Below are 16,301 nucleotides of genomic sequence, written 5' to 3' on the forward strand. Positions count from 1 at the left end.
GGCGGGCCCTTCCGACCCGAAACGAGGCCCGACGTGGCGAGCATGACCCACGGGAAGCACCTGTCCGCGGCCGAGATCGCGCTGCGCTCCGCCTACGCCCTGGTCGGGGTGGCCGTCATCGGCCTGGGCGCGGCCATCATGCTGGACGGCGGGGTGGGCGTGGACCCGTTCACCGCGCTGAACACCGGCATCAGCGATCTCATCGGGTGGTCCCTGGGCACCTGGCAGCTGCTGGCCAACGCCATCCTCATCGTCGCCGTGGTGATCTGGGGCCGCGGGTACATCGGCGTCGGCACCGTGATCAACATGGTGCTCACCGGGTACTTCATCACCTGGTTCTCCGCGCTGCTGGATCCCGTCATCCCGGATGACCTGGGACTGGGCGGCAAGGCGCTGTTCTTCCTCCTGGGCATCGCCGTGTTCGACTTCGGCGCCAGCGCCTACATGTCCGCGGGGGTGGGCACCGCCCCGTACGATGCGATCGCCCCGATGATCGTGGACAAGACCCGCTTCTCCTACCGCTGGGTGCGCACGGTGCAGGACATCCTCACCGTGACCTCCGCCTGGCTGTGCAGCGGGCCCGTGGGGGTGGGCACCTTCGCCACCGCCTTCTTCAACGGCCCCCTGATCGAGGCGTTCTCCCAGAAGGTGAACTCGGTGCTGGTGGGCCGCCTGGTGGGCCTCCTGCCGGAGCACCTGCGCAGCGACGAGCACCGCGAGGACCCCACGGAGGGCTGAGCCGCCCGACGTCGCCCCCGCGACCGACCCCTCCGGGCCGGGTCTTGTCCAGGCGGCTCCGGCGGAGTAGACTGAGGGCAGACGGGGCACGGTCCGGCGGGCCCGGGCCGCTCCAGCGCCGCCGCGCGTTTCCGATGTCGGCCCCGCGAGACCGCAGGAGGTTCCCCATGACCCAGTACGCCGCCGTCGTCACCTTCCCCGAGGACGCCACCGCCTATCAGGCCCTGTCCGAGCTGCGCGGCTCCTCTCTGTCCTCCCTGGTCCGCTCCACCGCCCTCGTGGAGCGGGATGAGCAGGGCCGGCTGCGCGTGCCCGAGGGGGATGATCCCGGCATCGGATCCGGGACCGCGGGCGGCAGCCTCATCGGCATGATGATCGGGGTGCTCGGCGGGCCGCTGGGCATGATCTTCGGTCTGGGCACCGGGGCCATGCTGGGCGGACTGTTCGATCTGGACCGCGCGCAGAGCGCGGATTCCGCCCTGGAGGAGCTGGGCCGCACCGTGCAGCCCGGGCGCAACGCCCTGGTGCTGGAGACCGATGAGCCGGACACCGCCGCCCTGGACGCCTTCGTCGCCGAGCGCGGCGGGAGCATCGTGCGCCGCCCCACCGACGAGGTGGTCGCGGAGATGGAGTCCCAGCAGGCCGCGGCCGAGGCCGCCGCGGAGGCCGCCCGCCGTCAGCTGCGCGAGTCCCGCCGGGCCGAGCGCAGGGAGAAGTTCGAGGATCGGGTGGAGAGCCTGCGCAGCCGCTTCCGCAGCGCCTGATCCCCGCCGGGCCCGGGCATCGCCGCCCGGGGCCGGGCCGGGGCCCGGGGGCGCCGCCGGCGCGCTCAGGCGTCCTCGCGCTCCCAGGCGTCGTATCCGCCGGAGAGGCTGAGCCACGGGGTGTCCGGGTCCGCCGCGGCCAGGGCCTCCTGCGCCCGCCGCGAGCGCACCCCCGCCTGGCAGTACAGCACCACCGGGCCGCCTCCCGCTCCGGTCTGCTCCCGCAGGCGCCGCACCCGGTGCGCGGCCGCGGCGGGATCCCGCTGGATCTCCCCCAGGGGCAGCAGCGGGCTGCCCGGGATGGCCCCGAGGCGGTGCTCCCAGGCCTCCCGCACGTCCAGCACCAGAGGGGCCTCCTCCTCCGCGCGCCAGCGCCGCAGCCGCTCCGGTGGGATCTGTCCGGACTCCCGCGCCGGGCACGCGGAGGCGGCGGGCCGCGCGGCCTCGTCAGCCGACGGGACGGCGCACGCGGCGGCGTCGTAGTCCCGGGCCGCGCCCATGCGGGTGACCGGCCGACGCCGGGGATCCGGGGCGAAGGGCACCTCGCGGAAGCCTGCGGTGAGGGCGTCGTAGAACAGCAGCCGCCCGATCAGCGGCTCGCCCACCCCGGCCAGCACCTTGACGGCCTCGGTGGCCATGAGGGTGCCGATCACCCCGGGCAGCACCCCGATCACCCCGGCCTCCGCGCAGCTGGGCACCTCCCCCGGGCCGGGCATGGTGGGGAACAGGTCCCGGTAGAGGGGTCCGCGTCCGGGCCAGAACACGCTCACCTGGCCGTCGAAGCGCAGGATCGCCCCGTAGACCACGGGCACGCGCAGGATCTCCGCGGCATCGGCCACGGCGTAGCGGGTGGGGAAGTTGTCCGAGCCGTCCAGCACGACGTCCGCCCCGGCGAGCAGGCGCAGGGCGTTGCCGGCATCCAGCACCTCGCGGATCTCGGTGACCTCGGCTTCCGGGTGCAGCTCCCGCACGGTCCGGGCGGCGGAGGCGGTCTTGGGCCGGCCCAGGACGGATTCCCCGTGGATCACCTGCCGGTGCAGGTTGGAGCGCTCCACCACGTCGGCGTCGATCACGGTGATCCGCCCGACCCCGGCCGCGGCGAGGTAGCTGAGCACCGGCGCTCCCAGGCCGCCGGCCCCGATCACCACGGCGTGGGCGTTGAGCAGGCGCAGCTGGGGCTCGGGGCCGAAGCCGGTGAGGCTCAGGTGGCGTCGGAAGCGCTCGAGCTGGGCCTGCGTGAGGTCATCGGGGCTGCGGTAGCGCGGGGACGGGGCCCGACCCGCGCCCCCTGCCCGTGTGGGCGGCAGGACCACGCCGGCATCTTCCGGGGCGACGGGCATGGGACCTCCTACGAATGGGACTGCGCCGCCCCCATTGTCCTCCCCCGCGGGCCCTTCGACCATTCCGGCGGGAAAAGGGTCCCGGGGCGGAGAACAGTCATGCATGCGGTCACTCAGCGAGCAGCCAACCGCGCTGCGGATCCCAGCGGGCCAGACCACGTTCGGCGAATGCCTCCAGCCACCCGCGCATGGGCCACACACCCCATCGCCTGTGGAAGAGCCTCGCGTTGTCGAGGATCTCCGTGAGGTGCTCTACCGGCGGGGAGGAGACCGGGTGGTACTGGTGGAAGGCATGGGCCCCACCCACCCAAGCCAGGTCCACCCCCGCGCTATGGGCGCTGTAGGCGAAGTCCGTGTCCTCCCCTCCGTACCCGGTGTACTCCTCGGAGAAGCCTCCGATCCGGAGGTAAACCTCGGGACGCACCGCGAACGACAGGGACCAGAACAGCTCCCAGGCCTCCCGGGGGTGCTCCACCACCCGGGTCAACCGGATTTGGCAGTCGGCCGGATTCGGGCGGGCCGGGTGTGGGTGGGGGTGAGCGACGATCCGCGTCAACTCCCATTGGGTCTCCTCCGGTTCCAGATAGGTGACCGGACCCGCCAACAGGGCCTGCGGGAAGGCGGCGGCAGCGGCCTCGTAGCGCTCGATCATGCGCGGAGCCGGAAGACAGTCCGCATCGAGGAAGACCAACAGGCCAACCCCGGCTCTCCGCCCTGCCGCCGCGGCGAGATTGCGCGCTCGGGCCAGGTTGGCCCGTCCCCCGCACAGTCCCTCCGTCACGGGGACCACCTGCCAGCCCTGGTTCTCGACGACCTCCCGGGGGGCATCCCCGAGCAGAGCCAGCACATGAATGAGACTCCCCTCCTCGAGGCGGTCGCCATGGTACTGCCGAAGGGCGGCATGCTGACGACGCACGTGCGGCATCCGCTCCACACTGGCCAGGGTCAGTACTGCGGTGCGCGCGCGGCTCATTCCACCAGCTCCTGGATTGCCCGCGCCGCCCGATCCGCAGCGCCTCTCACCTGCCAACCGCCCCAAGCCGGGCCCCCGGCGGATAAAGCACGGTCCACCAGAGCATCCCACTGACCTATCTCCGGCATGCCGGAGGCGGTCACCACGCCGATGCCCCGCAGCAACCGCACCGTGGCGTTCTGCTCTCCGAAGGGCCGGTCCTGGGCCAGCACGACGGCGGGCCGGGCCAACCGGGCGACGTCGGCCACAGATCCCAGCCCCGCATTGATCACCACAACGTCGGCCTCGGCCATCCGCTTCCGCACATCCGAGACCCACGGGAAGCCGGGGACCCCGACCACCTCCCCAGCGAAGGTGCTCGCGGCGAGCAGGGGACGCAGCGCCTCCGCGGTCATCGCAGAACCGCCGCGGGATCCGACGAACAGCACCCGGGAGCCCGCGACGGTATCAGCCCTCTCCTGTGCGGGCCCAGCCGTCTCATCCAACGCGGAGATACCGCCGGTGAACACCGTGCGTTCGGCGAACTCGAGAACGTGCGGGGCAGCCTTGGCCAACACGGCTCGTCCAACCCGATCCGGTCCGGGAAAAGACGCCAGGATGCGGGTGGCGGCCCGATAGGCCAGCTGGTGAGTCAGATCCGTCCGCTCTCCTGGTTGGGTGACCGCCACCACGGGAACCCCCAGCAACCTGGCGAGCAGCACAACCTCCGCGGAGACGTCCACGACCATCAGCTCCAGATCCGTGGCGGCCGCGGCGATAGCGGCGAGCCGGGAGGCATGTCCTCGGTGATGCAGAGGCGCCCAGTGCAGCAATCCCCCGGCCACGGGATCTGCGGTACTCGGATCCGGGCAGAAGGTCTCCGGTGTCCAATCCTCGGGCAACTGGATCCAGCCCACCGGCCCGCTGCGGGTGGTGACGGATAGCTGCGGGGCAGGCAGGGAGCTGAACACGGTCACCTCGGCCTCAAGCTGCGCGGCGATGGCCCGCAGCCGCTGCAGATGCCCGGCCCCGTGATGGTGCAGATACCAGCCGATCACGCCCGCACCTCCCGCGGTGCCGCCGAGGGGCGGGCGGTGCGGCCGCGCTCGCGGATCGCGCGCCGGTATACCCGCTCCAGCGCGTCCACGGTGCGTTCGAAGGAGAACCGGCGCACCGCCTCCTCCCGGGCCAGGCCCCGCAGCCGGGCCCGCTCCTCCGGGTCGCGGTGGGCGGCGGCCAGCACGCGCACCTCCCGCGCCAGCCTGGCGGCGAGGCGGTCCTGATCCTCGGCGGGGGCGACCAGCCGGACCCCTTCGGTGCGGTCGAAGACCTCCCCCAGCCCACCCCGGCGCACCGCCACCACCGGGGTGCCGCAGGCCAGGGACTCCGGGACCACCTGCCCGAAGGGCTCATCCCACACCGGGGTGACCAGGGTGCACAGGGAGGAGCCGACGAGGTCGGCCAGCTCCGCCTGGCGCAGCGGCCCCCGCCACCGCACATCGCGGCCCCGGCAGAGCCGGGCCAGCTGAGCGGCGTACGCGGGATCCCCGACGGGCCCGGCCAGATCCAGTCCCATCCCGAGGCGGGCGGCCGCGAGGACCGCCAGGTGCGGGGCCTTCTCCGGCACGATCCGCCCGAACCAGCACAGTCTCTCCCCGCCGGCCCCGAGGGTCCACGCGGAGGTGTCCACCCCGTTGGGCACGGCGCGGGCCGGGACCCCCTGGGCGCGCCACCCCTCGGCGGTGTGCTCGGAGACGGCGACCAGGGTCTCCGGACCCCCCGGCCCGGCGCCGCGCCCGGCCGCCCGGCGGATCGGCTCCACCAGCTCCGGCAGCGGCGGGGTGTGCAGCGTACTGACCAGCGGCACGGGCAGGTCGCCTGCCCGCTCGTGGGCACGGGCGCACAGGGCATGATGGTGCACCACATCGACGGCGCCCGGATGTGCCTGAAGCCAGTCCAGGGCCCGGTCCAGCGCCTCGTCCTGCAGCCGTCGGATCGGCTCCGGCAGGCTCGCATCCGTGCGCGCCTGGTCCACGGGCCAGGTGAAGCGGGGCCAGGTCAGCTCGGGGATGCCCGCGTCCAGGAAGTCCGAGCCCGCGGGGGCGCCCAGCAGGACCAGGTGTCCGCGGGCGCGCAGCTGGCGCACCAGGGACCAGACGTGGGATTCCAGGCCGCCCTGGTGCGGCTGGACCAGGGGGTAGCGGAACCCCGCCAGGACGAGGATGCGCAGTCGGGCGCCGGCGCTCTCCAGGGCCCGCGGGGCGAGCAGGCTCCGGTAGATCGCGGTGTGCTCGGCGCGCACCGCGGTGATCCGGTGGCGGGCCTCGGCCCGGGTCATCGGGGCGGGGCGGGGTGTGCGCAGCAGCTGCTCCACGGCCCGTCCCAGGGCGGCGCGGTCGTGGAGGTCGACGGCGCTCACGACACCGGGCCGCTGGGCGGCGAAGTGCCCCCGGTCGCTGACCAGCACGCGCACCCCCAGGTCGCAGGCCAGCTCCAGCAGACCGGAGTGGGTGCCGTGGCCGTAGGGCAGCACAAGGGCGTCCAGCCCGCGCAGCCACGCCTCCAGGGCGGCGTCGTCCAGGCGCCCGGTGCGCAGCAGCCGCGCCGTCGGCCGGTCGGCCAGCCGGGCGAACAGGGCGGCGACGGCCTCCTCCCGGCCGGCCCGGAAGCGGCCGTGGTGCAGGATCTCCAGGCGGGCACCCGATCCGTCGGCGGCCGGCGGCTGATCCAGGACCTCGGCCAGGCCCGCCACGGCTTCCAGGTCCAGGGAGGGCCGGGCGTCCTTCAGGAGTACGCCCAACCGGGCCGGGCCCGCCGGGGCCTGCGCAGGGTCCTCCCGGCGTGGTGGCGCGATCCTCGGGGCCGCGGCGGCGTCCGGACCCAGCAGGAGCGGCGGGTGCTCCACGACGACGGCGCGGCGCCCCCACCGCCGCTCGATCTCACCGGCGGCCGTGGGGGTGAGGGTGAGCACCTGGTCCGCGTGGCGCACCAGCGCATCCAGACAGGCGAGGAAGCCCTCCTGATGCTCGGCGGGCAGCTGCGGGTTGGACAGGTCGTGCACGGTGAGCACGAGCAGCCGGGAGCAGGCGCGCACCTCCCGGCAGAAGGCCTCGATGGTCCGGGGATCACAGGCCTCGAAGCCGAAGTGCACATGGACGATGTCGAAGCGCTCCGCGTGCCGGCGGATCCACCGCGGGTCCAGCACCGGCGAGGGGCGCCAGGCGGCGGTCTCATCGCGCGCCGCGCCCGGATCCGGGAGGACCTGCTCACGGCGCACGGGTCCAGGACCGCCTGGATGTAGGGGTGGTGGGAGGGCACGGAGAGCACGCGGGCGGGGATGCGCGCGCGATCGGGGGACACGAACCCACCTTCCTCGTGGTGACGGTCTGCATGGGCCGTCAGGGAAGCGGGCGGCCGCCAGCACCGGGTAGGCGCGACGATCAGGCCGCGGACCCGGAAAAGCCCGGTCTCACCTGGGGATACGGCGATGTTATCACGCAGCTCACGGCGCGGATCCCGGTAGCATGAGCCCATGTTCACCACCCCTGCGGACCGCCCCGCCGCCCCGCTTCCGCCCCCCGCCGCGGCCGATGCCGCGCGGGCCCGCCGGGAGCACTTCGGCGAGTTCTATGGGCTGCGCCCCCTGGCTCCCGCCGGGCGCCCGGTGGTGCTCGTACACGGGAACTGCCAGGCCGGTTCCGTGCGGCGGCTGCTGGAGACGGCCGGGGCCTGCGCCGTACGGGTTCCGCCGGTGCACGAGCTGGAGACCGAGGACCTCGGGCATCTGGCCCGCCTGGCCGGGCGGGCCGAGGCGCTGGTGACCCAGCCGGTGCGCGCGGATTACCGGGACCTGCCGGTGGGCACCGAGCAGGTGGCGGCCCTGCTGCCCGCCGGGGCGCCCGTCGTGGTCTTCCCCGTGCTGCGCTTCGCGGGGATCTTCCCGTTCCAGGTGACGGTCCGGCCCTCCTGCGCCGGGTCGGTGGACCCGCCGGTGGTCCCGTATCACGACCTGCGCCTGCTGCTGGCGGCCCGGGAGTCCCGGCGCTATGCCCGGGGGCTGCCCTTCCCGCGGGCCCTGCGGCTGGTCGAGGAGCTGACCGGGGCCGTGGACCCGGCGGCCGTGGGGCGGCTGACCGCGGACTCCCTGATGCGGATGCGCCGGCGGGAGCGGGCCCACGACGCCGTGGCGGCCTCCGCGGTGCTGGCCGCGATGCTGCCCGCGCAGCGCACCCACCACACGCTGAACCACCCGACCAACGCCTTCCTGACCGGCGTGGCCCCCCTGGTGATCCGGCGCCTGGCCGAGGCCGGGTTCGCCCTGGACCCCGCCCCGGAGGCCCCGGACGCGCAGATGCTCGGCGGGATCCGCGCCCCCGTGACCGCCGCCGCCCGGGCGGCCTTTCCGGGGGTGCCCGCGCAGCAGTGGTCCGGTCCCGGCTGGCAGGTGGACGGCGTCCGGGTCCCCGAGGAGGAGGTCGCCCGCGCGCAGCTGGCCTGGTACACCCGCCATCCGGGGTTCGTGGATGCCGGGCTCGCCCGCCACGCCGGGACCCTGAAGCTGCTGGGACTGACCGAGGCCCTGGATGGCGCCCGACGCCGCCGACCGGAGGCGCGCGGATGACCCGGCCCGAAGAGGCGTCGCCCGAGGCGATCGGCAGCGAGGCGACCCACACCCCGACGCCCGGGGATCCCGCTCTGCCGCTGCACGTGGTGCCGGGGCCGCCCGAGCACGGGGTCAGCGCCTGCGCCCTGGACCTGGCCGCGGCCCTGGGCGCCCCCGTGCTGCGGGTGCCCGACCCCGCGGCCCTGGATGCGGCCCTGCCGCGTCTGGCCGGGCGCCGGGTCCACCTGCACGTCACGGAGGCGCTGTTCGGTCCCAGCCCCGAGGAGGCCGCCGAGCGGGTGGCTCGAGTGGCCGCCGCGTGCGCGGGGCTGTCCGCGACCCTGCACGACATCCCCCAACCCAGCGATGGCCCGCGGAACCTGCCGCGGCGGCGGAGGGCCTACGCCCGGATCGCCGCGGCGGCCGGGGCCGGAGTCGTGGTCAGCTCCCGGCACGAGCTGGCCCTGCTCGCCGAACACGGGACGGTCCCGGCGGCCCCCGGCCCCGGGGCCCGCCCACCGCGGATCGCCGTGGTGCCGCTGCCCCTGCCGGATCCGCCCGCCGCGCGGACCGCCCCTGGGACCTCCACGGGTATCCAACGGAGACCCGACCAGGGGGCGGCGTCCCGCCCGACCGCGGAGTCTTCCAGCACCGGAGGGGATGCGGCGGACCCGCTGGACCGCTGGCTGCCGGCCGGGCACGGCCCGGTCCTGGGGATCTTCGGCTTCGTGTACCCGGGCAAGGGCCACGAGGAGGCGATCGATGCCGCGGCCGCGCTCGTCGGATCCCCGGCGGTGCCGGCCGGACCGCCGGTGGTGCTGGCCGTGGGGCGGACGGCCGCCGGACATGAGGAGATGGCCGAGACGCTGCGGGAGCGAGCCGAGCGGCGGGGGGTCATCTTCCGGATCACCGGATACGTCCCGGAGCCGCAGCTGCCCGCGGTGCTGGGGGCGGTGGATGCCCCCCTGTGCCTGCACCGGCACCTGTCCGCCTCCGGTTCGGTGAACTCGTGGATCGGCCTCGGGCGCCGCCCTGTGTGCGCGGACTCCCGGTACATCCGGGAGATGGCCCAGCTGCGCCCGGGCACGGTGCTGCCCCTCGCGCCGGGCGAGCTGCTCACCCGCCTGCGCGAGGTCCTCGCGGATCCCGGTCTCACCCGCATCGAGGATCCCGGGTCCCTGCCCCACGGCCGGGTGGAGGCCGCCCGGGACTACGCCGCCTTCTTCGCCCCGGATCAGCCCGAGCTGAGCGTGGTGATCCCCTATTACAACGACGGCGCCCCCGATCCGACCCCCGGGGCCACCGGGACCCTGGCGGCCCGTCGACTCGAGCTGCTGCTGGCCGCCCTGGCCCGGCAGGAGGGCCTCGGAACCGCGGAGACGATCGTCGTGGACGACGGCTCCCCGGCGGCCCCGACGCTGCCCGAGGCCGTGGTGGGTCTGCGCCAGGAGGATCGGGGGTTCCGGGCGGGGGCGGCGCGCAACCTCGGGGCCCGGCGCGCTCGCGGCCGGGTCCTGGCGTTCCTGGACGGGGACACCGTCCCCGATCCGGGGTACCTCGCGGCGCTGTGCGCCCCGCTGCTGGCAGGCACCGCGCAGGTGAGCACGGGACGCCGGGATCACGCGCACCTGACCGGTCCCCACGCCGGTCGGCCGCTGGAATCCCCGACCTGGCTGAAGCAGATCCACCACCGCACCCGGAATCTCGCCGGCGGGGACGCCCGCACCCACCAGGCGGTGATCTCCGCGGTGCTGGGGGTGAGCCGGTGGACCTTCCTGGCCGTGGGCGGATTCGACGAGTCCCTGACCGGCTACGGCGGGGAGGATTGGGAGCTGGCCCACCGGCTGTGGGAGGCCGGGGCGGCCTTCCGCCACGTCCCGGAAGCGCGGGCGGTGCACGACGGACCGGACTGGGCCGCCCGCGGCGGCCGGGAGGACCCGGAGCAGAAAGCGGTGAAGAACCGGGAGACCCGGGCCCTGGCGGTGCGCATCCCCGCGCCCTGGACCCGCCCGGCCGGCGTCGTCTTCCCCGTCCCGCAGCTGATCGCGGACCTCACCGGCCCGGCGCTGGATGACGAGGGGGACCCCAGTGACCGGGTGAGCGCGTGGATCGCGGATCTGCTGGCCGCCGTGCCCGACGCCGCGGTGCACCTGCCGCCCGACATCGGCGTTCCGGAGGTCCTGGCCGCGGACCCCCGGGTGCGCGCCGCGCCGATCCCGCGGCCCGTGCAGGGCGAGCCCGCCCCGCGCTTCCGGCTCGCGGTGCGCGCCCTGTTCGACCCGGCCGGGCTGGCCGGGACGCTGCGGGAGCTGGATGCCGCCGCGGAGGACGGGCCCCGGGGCGGTGCCGAGCGGCGGGCTCGGCTGCTGCTGCCCGGGACCGCCCAGGAGACGGGCGACGCCGTGGTGGCCGACGCCGTGGCGGCCGAGCTGGTCAGCGCCCGGGCCGCGGCCCTGGAGCGGGCGGGCCACCCGGTGGGGACCGGGATGGCGGCGGCGGTCGGGCCCTACCCGCTCAGTCCCGATCTGGAGCGGCGCTGGGCCGGGTGGTGACCCGCCCGATCGAGGCGTAGGCGAAGCCCGCGGCCGCCACCTGCTCCGGGTCCCACAGGTTCCGCCCGTCCACGATCACCCGCCCGGCCATCCGGGAGGTCAGCAGCTGCGCGTCGAAGGCGCGGAACTGCTCCCACTCGGTGCACACCACCAGCGCGTCCGCGCCCTCCAGGGCATCCTCCCGGGTGAGCGCCGGCTGGTAGGCCTCCGGCAGCTCGCGCACCCCCAGCCGCGCGGCCAGGGCCGCGGCGAAGGTGTCCCCGGCCGCCGGATCGTAGGCGCGCACCCGACACCCGGCGGCCAGCAGCCGCTCCACGAGCGCCAGCGAGGGGGCCTCGCGCACGTCGTCGGTGCGGGGTTTGAAGCTCAGCCCCCACACCGCGACCCGCGCCCCCTCCGGGTCCGGCAGCAGCTCGGCGAGCTTCTGCCCCAGCCGCTCCTTCTGCCGCTCGTTCACGCGCATCCCGGCCTCCAGCAGCCCCGGATCCACCCCGACGGCGCGCGCGGTGTGGGCCAGGGCGGCGACGTCCTTGGGGAAGCAGGACCCGCCGTAGCCGGCCCCCGCGTACAGGAACGGGTAGCCGATCCGGGGATCGGAGCCCACGCCCAGGCGCACCCGCTCGATATCGGCGCCGGTGGCCTCGGCGATCCCGGCCATCTCGTTCATGAAGCTGATCTTGGTGGCCAGCAGCGCGTTGGCGGCGTACTTGGTCAGCTCCGCCGACGCCGGGTCCATGACGATGATCTTGTCCCGCTGCCGGTTGAACGGCGCGTACAGGGTCCGCATCGTCTCCTCGTCACGGGCATCCTCCACCCCGATCACGATCCGCTCCCCGTGGGTGAAGTCCGCGACGGCAGCACCCTCCTTGAGGAACTCCGGGTTCGAGCACACCCCGATCCTCGGGGCCGCCCCCTCGGCGAAGCGCGCCTCCAGCTCCTCGCGGATCAGCTCCCGCACCGCCGCGGCGGTGCCCACCGGCACCGTGGACTTGTCAGCGACCAGCAGGTCCCCGTCCGCGCACCGGCCGATGGTGCGGGCCACCGCGTGCACCGCGGTGAGATCCGCCGCCCCGTCCGCACCCTGCGGGGTGCCCACCGCGATCAGCGCGACCTGCGCCTGATCCAGGGCCTCGGCCGCCTCGGTCGTGAAGGCCAGCCGCCCGGAGGTCAGCCCCGAGGACAGCAGCGGGGCCAGGCCCAGCTCCCAGATCGGGCAGTCCCCGCCGCGCAGGCGCTCCACCCGCTCGACGTCGACGTCCACGCACACCACGCGGTGCCCGCCCTCGGCCAGGCAGGCCCCCGTCACCAGTCCCACTTACCCGGACCCGAACACCGCGATGCGCATCCGCGCTCCTCTCCTCAAGGCCCGCCGCGCGCGGACTCCTGGGACCGATCATCGCAGGTCAGCGGCCGCTTCCGTGGGCTCGGCCCGGGGCGGTCCCCGGTGTTCCCCCGCCCGATGCCGCGGCGTCGGCTGCGCGTCACCGGCCGGCCACCGGCCTCCTCCCGGATCCCCCGGGGCGTCCGGACCGTCCGGACCGTTCCGTGGCCGGACTACGGTGAGATCATGAGCATCACCTCGCGGCGGGGCTGGCGCCTGCTCGGCCCGGCCTTCGTGGCCGCCATCGCCTACGTGGACCCGGGCAACGTCGCGGCCAACCTCACCGCGGGGGCCCGGTTCGGCTACCTGCTCGTGTGGGTGCTGGTGCTGGCCAACCTCATGGCCGTGCTCGTGCAGCACCTGTCCGCCCGGCTCGGGGTGGTCACCGGCGCCTCCCTGACGGAGCTGCTCGGGCGTCGGCTGCGCCCGGTCCCCCGGCGCCTGTTCTGGGCCCAGGCCGAGCTGATCGCGGCCGCCACGGACCTCGCGGAGGTCATCGGCGGGGCCATCGCGCTGCACCTGCTGTTCGGGCTGCCGCTGGTCTGGGGCGGGCTGATCGTCGGGATCGTGTCCATGCTGCTGCTGGGCATCCAGTCCCGCCACGGGCAGCGGCCCTTCCAACACGTGATCATGGGGCTGCTGCTGATCATCACCATCGGATTCACCGCGGGCCTGTTCGCCGCCCCGCCGGACTGGTCGGCCACCGCCGCGGGGCTGATCCCCCGCTTCGAGGGCGCGGACTCCGTGCTGCTCGGCGCCAGCATGCTGGGTGCGACGGTCATGCCCCATGCGATCTACCTGCACTCGCGGCTGTCCGTGGACCACGCCGGGGCCGACGCCGACGCGGCGGAGCCGGGATCTGAGCAGGCCGAGGCGCGGCGTCGAGCCCTGCTGCGGGCCTCCCGCTGGGATGTGGTCTTCGCCCTGGTGATCGCCGGGTCCGTGAACATCGCGATGCTGCTGCTGGCCGCCGGGAATCTGCAGGGGGTCCCCGGCACGGACAGCATCGAGGGCGCGCACGCGGCGGTCACCGCGGCCCTGGGTCCCGGGATCGGCGTCGTCTTCGCGGTGGGGCTGCTGGTCTCCGGACTGGCCTCCACCGCGGTCGGCTGCTACGCCGGGGCGGACATCATGGCCGGGCTGCTGCAGCTGCGCATCCCCCTGCTGGCGCGCCGGGTGATCACCCTGGTCCCGGCGCTGGCGATCCTCGCCGCCGGCTGGGACCCCACCCGTGCCCTGGTGCTCAGCCAGGTGGCGCTGTCCCTGGGAATCCCCTTCGCCCTGATCCCGCTGGTGCACTGCACCGCGGACCGGACCCTGATGGGCGAGCACGCGAATCCGCGGTGGATGACGATTCTGGCGTGGGCCGCGACGACGGCGATCATCGCGCTGAACGCGGCACTCGTGTGGCTGACCGCCGTCGGGCTGGCCTGAGCCCGACGCCGCGGCACGGCGGGTCGGCGCCCGGCGGGTCGGGTTCGCGCGGATGTGCGAGCATGTGCCCATGGCAGATTCGACCGCACCCCCCGAGGATCGCACCGCCGCCGCCCCCGCCGCCGGAGAGCAGGGCCAGCGCCCCATCCAGCTGCGCATCGGACCCGACGAGCTGGTGATCCGGGGACTGTACGAGACCCTCTCGATCGTCAACGACGTGCTGATCGGGCTGATCTTCCTGATCGGCTCCTTCCTGTTCTTCAGCGACGCGACGATGGTCGCGGGCACGTGGCTGTTCGTGGCCGGCTCCGTGCTCATGCTCGTGCGCCCGTGCATCCGCCTGACCCGCCGCATCCACCTGCAGCGGATCAACCCGGCCCTGTCTCCGGAGACCGCCCGGGACTTCTGAGTCCCCGGGCACCCGTCCGCCGTCGTCAGGCCTCCGTCCCGAGCCGTCCATCCGGGCCGTCCGCCCAGGCCGAAATCCCTGGTCACGCCCTGGACGAGGTGCGCGTCACGCGGTTGACTGGGGACCATGAGCACTTTCGCAGTCACCAATCCCAACACCGGCGAGGTCGAGGAGACCTTCGATTCGCTCACCGAGGAGCAGCTGAAGGACGTGGTCGACCGCGCCGACGCCGCCTACCAGGACTGGTCCCAGCGGTCCTACGCCGAGCGCGGGGAGATCCTGAACCGCTTCGCGGACCTGTTCGAGGCCCGCCAGGAGGAGCTGGCTGAGATCGTCGGGCACGAGATGGGCAAGCCGAAGCCGCAGACCATCGCGGAGGTGAAGAAGGTCGCCGCGACCGCCCGCTGGTACGCCGAGCACGCGGAGGAGTTCCTGGCCCCCACCGAGCTGCACCCCTCCGACGGGGTGAGCACCGTCGTCAAGCACGACCCGCTGGGCGTGCTGCTGAGCATCATGCCGTGGAACTTCCCGTACAACCAGCTGGCCCGCTTCGCCCTGCCCAACCTGATGGTCGGCAACGCGATCATCATGAAGCAGGCGGCGATCTGCCCGAAGTCCTCCCAGGCCCTGGCGGATCTGCTGGTGGAGGCCGGGCTGCCGGAGGGGGTGTACACCAACGTGTACATGGACTCCTCCGACGCCGAGGTGGTCCTCGGCGACCCGCGCGTCAAGGGCTTCTCCCTGACCGGCTCGGAGAAGGCCGGGGCCGCGGTCGCCGGGATCGCGGCCAAGCACCTGAAGCGCTCCGTGCTGGAGCTGGGCGGCAACGACCCGCTGATCGTGCTGGACACCGACGACGTCGCGGCCCTGGCGAAGAAGGCCGTGTCCCTGCGCCTGGCCAACGCCGGGCAGGTGTGCACCTCCCCCAAGCGCTTCATCGTGCTGAAGGACATCTACGACGAGTTCGTGGCCGCGGCCAAGCAGGCCGTGGAGGCCACCGTCGTCGGTGACTACGACGCCGAGGACACGGACATGGGCCCGCTGTCCTCCGAGTCCGCCCGGGATGAGCTCGTGGAGTCCGTGCAGCAGGCCGTGAAGGACGGCGCGACCCTGCACTGCGGGGGCGAGAAGCTGGACCGGCCGGGCTGGTTCATGTCCCCCGCCCTGATCACCGACGCCCCGCTGGATTCGGACATGGGGTGCCGGGAGATGTTCGGGCCGATCGTCAACATCTTCAAGGCCGAGGACGAGGAGGACGCGATCCGCATCGCCAACGACACCCCGTACGGCCTGATGGGCTCGGTGTGGTCCACGGATGTGGAGCGGGCCCGCCGCGTGGGCGAGCGGGTGCAGGTGGGCATGCTGCAGATCAACGCGCACATGGAGTCCGGTCCGGAGTTCCCCTTCGGCGGGATCAACCTCTCCGGCTACGGCCGCGAGGGCGCCCAGTGGGCCCTGCGCGAGTTCACCAACGAGAAGACCTTCCGGGTGCACGAGCAGGAGCTGTAGCCCCGCCCCGGACCAGCCACGAACGAGCCGGCGCCCCCGTCCCTCGGATCTGCGGATCCGGAAGGGCGGGGGCGCCGGCTCGCGGCACGGGGGCGCTCAGCGGCGCCGGGGTGGAGTCAGCCGGCGGCCCGATGGCGCGGCGCGGCAGTCGCGGCACCGGCCTGAGACGCGACGCTGCTCGCGGATTCGGCACCGCGGGCCCCGCCCTCGTGGGCTTCCTCCCACTGCTCCTCGGACACATCGCTGGTCCTGCCGTGGTGGTGCACCAGGTAGCCCACCACGGTCAGGGCGACACCCAGCAGGGCCCAGAAGATCAGGGTCCACCACTGCTCGGCGGTGTCGGCGTCGGGGAAGAAGGACTCGCTGCGCAGCAGGTGCTGAGCCGCACCCGGCACCAGGTGCTGGCCGATCCAGCCCCAGGGGTGCGGGTAGAACTGCCAGGGCACCTGAGCACCGGACAGCGGGTTGCCCAGGAACATCGTGATCACCGCGCCCAGACCGATCCCTGCGTTGCCGATCAGCGCGGTGCAGCCCAGTCGGCCGGATCCATCTACTCCCACTTCTCCTCCAAGGACGAGATCCTGCAGGCCACCGCCGAGCGCACCCTTCAGCGGGCCGA

The 16,301-nt window shown here is 74.2% G+C and carries 13 protein-coding genes; 7 read left to right on the forward strand and 6 right to left on the reverse strand.

Going from position 1 to position 16,301, the window contains the following annotated elements:
* The first annotated feature begins 42 nt into the window (after positions 1-42).
* Both NQ707_RS04510 and NQ707_RS04515 read left to right on the forward strand, forming a co-directional pair.
* Entirely contained in the window at positions 43-738 is a 696-nt protein-coding gene (locus NQ707_RS04510; protein ID WP_058730554.1) for a YitT family protein, read from the forward strand.
* A 167-nt stretch (positions 739-905) separates the two neighbouring features.
* The gene (locus tag NQ707_RS04515; protein ID WP_058730550.1) at positions 906-1,502 is read left to right on the forward strand and encodes a DUF1269 domain-containing protein; all 597 of its coding nucleotides are present in this window, start codon (positions 906-908) and stop codon (positions 1,500-1,502) included.
* A gap of 65 nt (positions 1,503-1,567) precedes the next feature.
* Here the strand turns inward: NQ707_RS04515 and NQ707_RS04520 are convergent, their stop codons facing one another.
* The 4 genes from NQ707_RS04520 to NQ707_RS04535 form a co-directional block, all read right to left on the reverse strand.
* Positions 1,568-2,842, reverse strand: a complete 1,275-nt coding sequence (locus NQ707_RS04520) for a HesA/MoeB/ThiF family protein (protein WP_081101560.1) — start codon at positions 2,840-2,842, stop codon at positions 1,568-1,570.
* A gap of 109 nt (positions 2,843-2,951) precedes the next feature.
* A complete protein-coding gene (locus tag NQ707_RS04525; protein WP_058743517.1) occupies positions 2,952-3,815 on the reverse strand; it encodes a galactosyltransferase-related protein in 864 nt (287 codons plus the stop codon).
* Positions 3,812-4,852, reverse strand: a complete 1,041-nt coding sequence (locus tag NQ707_RS04530) for a hypothetical protein (RefSeq protein WP_061225407.1) — start codon at positions 4,850-4,852, stop codon at positions 3,812-3,814. The genes NQ707_RS04525 and NQ707_RS04530 overlap by 4 nt, the downstream gene beginning before the upstream one ends.
* Complete coding sequence (locus NQ707_RS04535; RefSeq protein WP_328798703.1) at positions 4,849-7,071, reverse strand: glycosyltransferase; 2,223 nt, start codon at positions 7,069-7,071, stop codon at positions 4,849-4,851. The genes NQ707_RS04530 and NQ707_RS04535 overlap by 4 nt, the downstream gene beginning before the upstream one ends.
* 255 nt (positions 7,072-7,326) lie before the next feature.
* On the opposite strand from NQ707_RS04535, the gene NQ707_RS04540 reads away from it, so the two are divergent.
* Together NQ707_RS04540 and NQ707_RS04545 are read left to right on the forward strand one after the other, a co-directional pair.
* Positions 7,327-8,415 carry a WcbI family polysaccharide biosynthesis putative acetyltransferase gene (locus NQ707_RS04540; RefSeq protein ID WP_165607419.1) on the forward strand — a complete coding sequence of 363 codons (1,089 nt, stop codon included), beginning with the start codon at positions 7,327-7,329 and terminating at the stop codon, positions 8,413-8,415.
* Positions 8,412-10,949, forward strand: a complete 2,538-nt coding sequence (locus tag NQ707_RS04545; RefSeq protein ID WP_404434960.1) for a glycosyltransferase — start codon at positions 8,412-8,414, stop codon at positions 10,947-10,949. The genes NQ707_RS04540 and NQ707_RS04545 overlap by 4 nt, the downstream gene beginning before the upstream one ends.
* On the opposite strand, the gene NQ707_RS04550 is transcribed toward NQ707_RS04545, so the two are convergent.
* Entirely contained in the window at positions 10,912-12,264 is a 1,353-nt protein-coding gene (locus NQ707_RS04550) for a UDP-glucose/GDP-mannose dehydrogenase family protein (protein WP_269148350.1), read from the reverse strand. The two genes, NQ707_RS04545 and NQ707_RS04550, sit on opposite strands and share 38 nt — an antisense overlap.
* 252 nt (positions 12,265-12,516) lie before the next feature.
* Here NQ707_RS04550 and NQ707_RS04555 point away from each other — a divergent pair, with 252 nt between their 5' ends.
* From NQ707_RS04555 to NQ707_RS04565, 3 genes are all read left to right on the forward strand, one after another.
* The gene (locus NQ707_RS04555) at positions 12,517-13,764 is read left to right on the forward strand and encodes an Nramp family divalent metal transporter (protein ID WP_404434961.1); all 1,248 of its coding nucleotides are present in this window, start codon (positions 12,517-12,519) and stop codon (positions 13,762-13,764) included.
* A 70-nt stretch (positions 13,765-13,834) separates the two neighbouring features.
* Entirely contained in the window at positions 13,835-14,173 is a 339-nt protein-coding gene (locus NQ707_RS04560; RefSeq protein ID WP_081046281.1) for a YrhK family protein, read from the forward strand.
* A 126-nt stretch (positions 14,174-14,299) separates the two neighbouring features.
* Entirely contained in the window at positions 14,300-15,682 is a 1,383-nt protein-coding gene (locus tag NQ707_RS04565; protein WP_404434962.1) for an NAD-dependent succinate-semialdehyde dehydrogenase, read from the forward strand.
* Positions 15,683-15,798: 116 nt separating this feature from the next.
* Here the strand turns inward: NQ707_RS04565 and NQ707_RS04570 are convergent, their stop codons facing one another.
* Positions 15,799-16,242, reverse strand: a complete 444-nt coding sequence (locus NQ707_RS04570; RefSeq protein WP_404434963.1) for a hypothetical protein — start codon at positions 16,240-16,242, stop codon at positions 15,799-15,801.
* Positions 16,243-16,301: the final 59 nt, after the last annotated feature.

The organism is Rothia sp. BD8 (assembly GCF_044878465.1).
In the GTDB taxonomy this organism is placed as follows: domain Bacteria; phylum Actinomycetota; class Actinomycetes; order Actinomycetales; family Micrococcaceae; genus Rothia; species Rothia kristinae.

What these genes read in the sequence shown, in the direction of transcription:
- NQ707_RS04510 (WP_058730554.1), top strand. Translation starts at nt 43, where the DNA reads ATGACCCACGGGAAGCACCTGTCCGCGGCCGAGATCGCGCTGCGCTCC.
- NQ707_RS04515 (WP_058730550.1), top strand. Translation starts at nt 906, where the DNA reads ATGACCCAGTACGCCGCCGTCGTCACCTTCCCCGAGGACGCCACCGCC.
- NQ707_RS04520 (WP_081101560.1), bottom strand. Translation starts at nt 2,842, where the DNA reads ATGCCCGTCGCCCCGGAAGATGCCGGCGTGGTCCTGCCGCCCACACGG.
- NQ707_RS04525 (WP_058743517.1), bottom strand. Translation starts at nt 3,815, where the DNA reads ATGAGCCGCGCGCGCACCGCAGTACTGACCCTGGCCAGTGTGGAGCGG.
- NQ707_RS04540 (WP_165607419.1), top strand. Translation starts at nt 7,327, where the DNA reads ATGTTCACCACCCCTGCGGACCGCCCCGCCGCCCCGCTTCCGCCCCCC.
- NQ707_RS04545 (WP_404434960.1), top strand. Translation starts at nt 8,412, where the DNA reads ATGACCCGGCCCGAAGAGGCGTCGCCCGAGGCGATCGGCAGCGAGGCG.
- NQ707_RS04555 (WP_404434961.1), top strand. Translation starts at nt 12,517, where the DNA reads ATGAGCATCACCTCGCGGCGGGGCTGGCGCCTGCTCGGCCCGGCCTTC.
- NQ707_RS04560 (WP_081046281.1), top strand. Translation starts at nt 13,835, where the DNA reads ATGGCAGATTCGACCGCACCCCCCGAGGATCGCACCGCCGCCGCCCCC.
- NQ707_RS04565 (WP_404434962.1), top strand. Translation starts at nt 14,300, where the DNA reads ATGAGCACTTTCGCAGTCACCAATCCCAACACCGGCGAGGTCGAGGAG.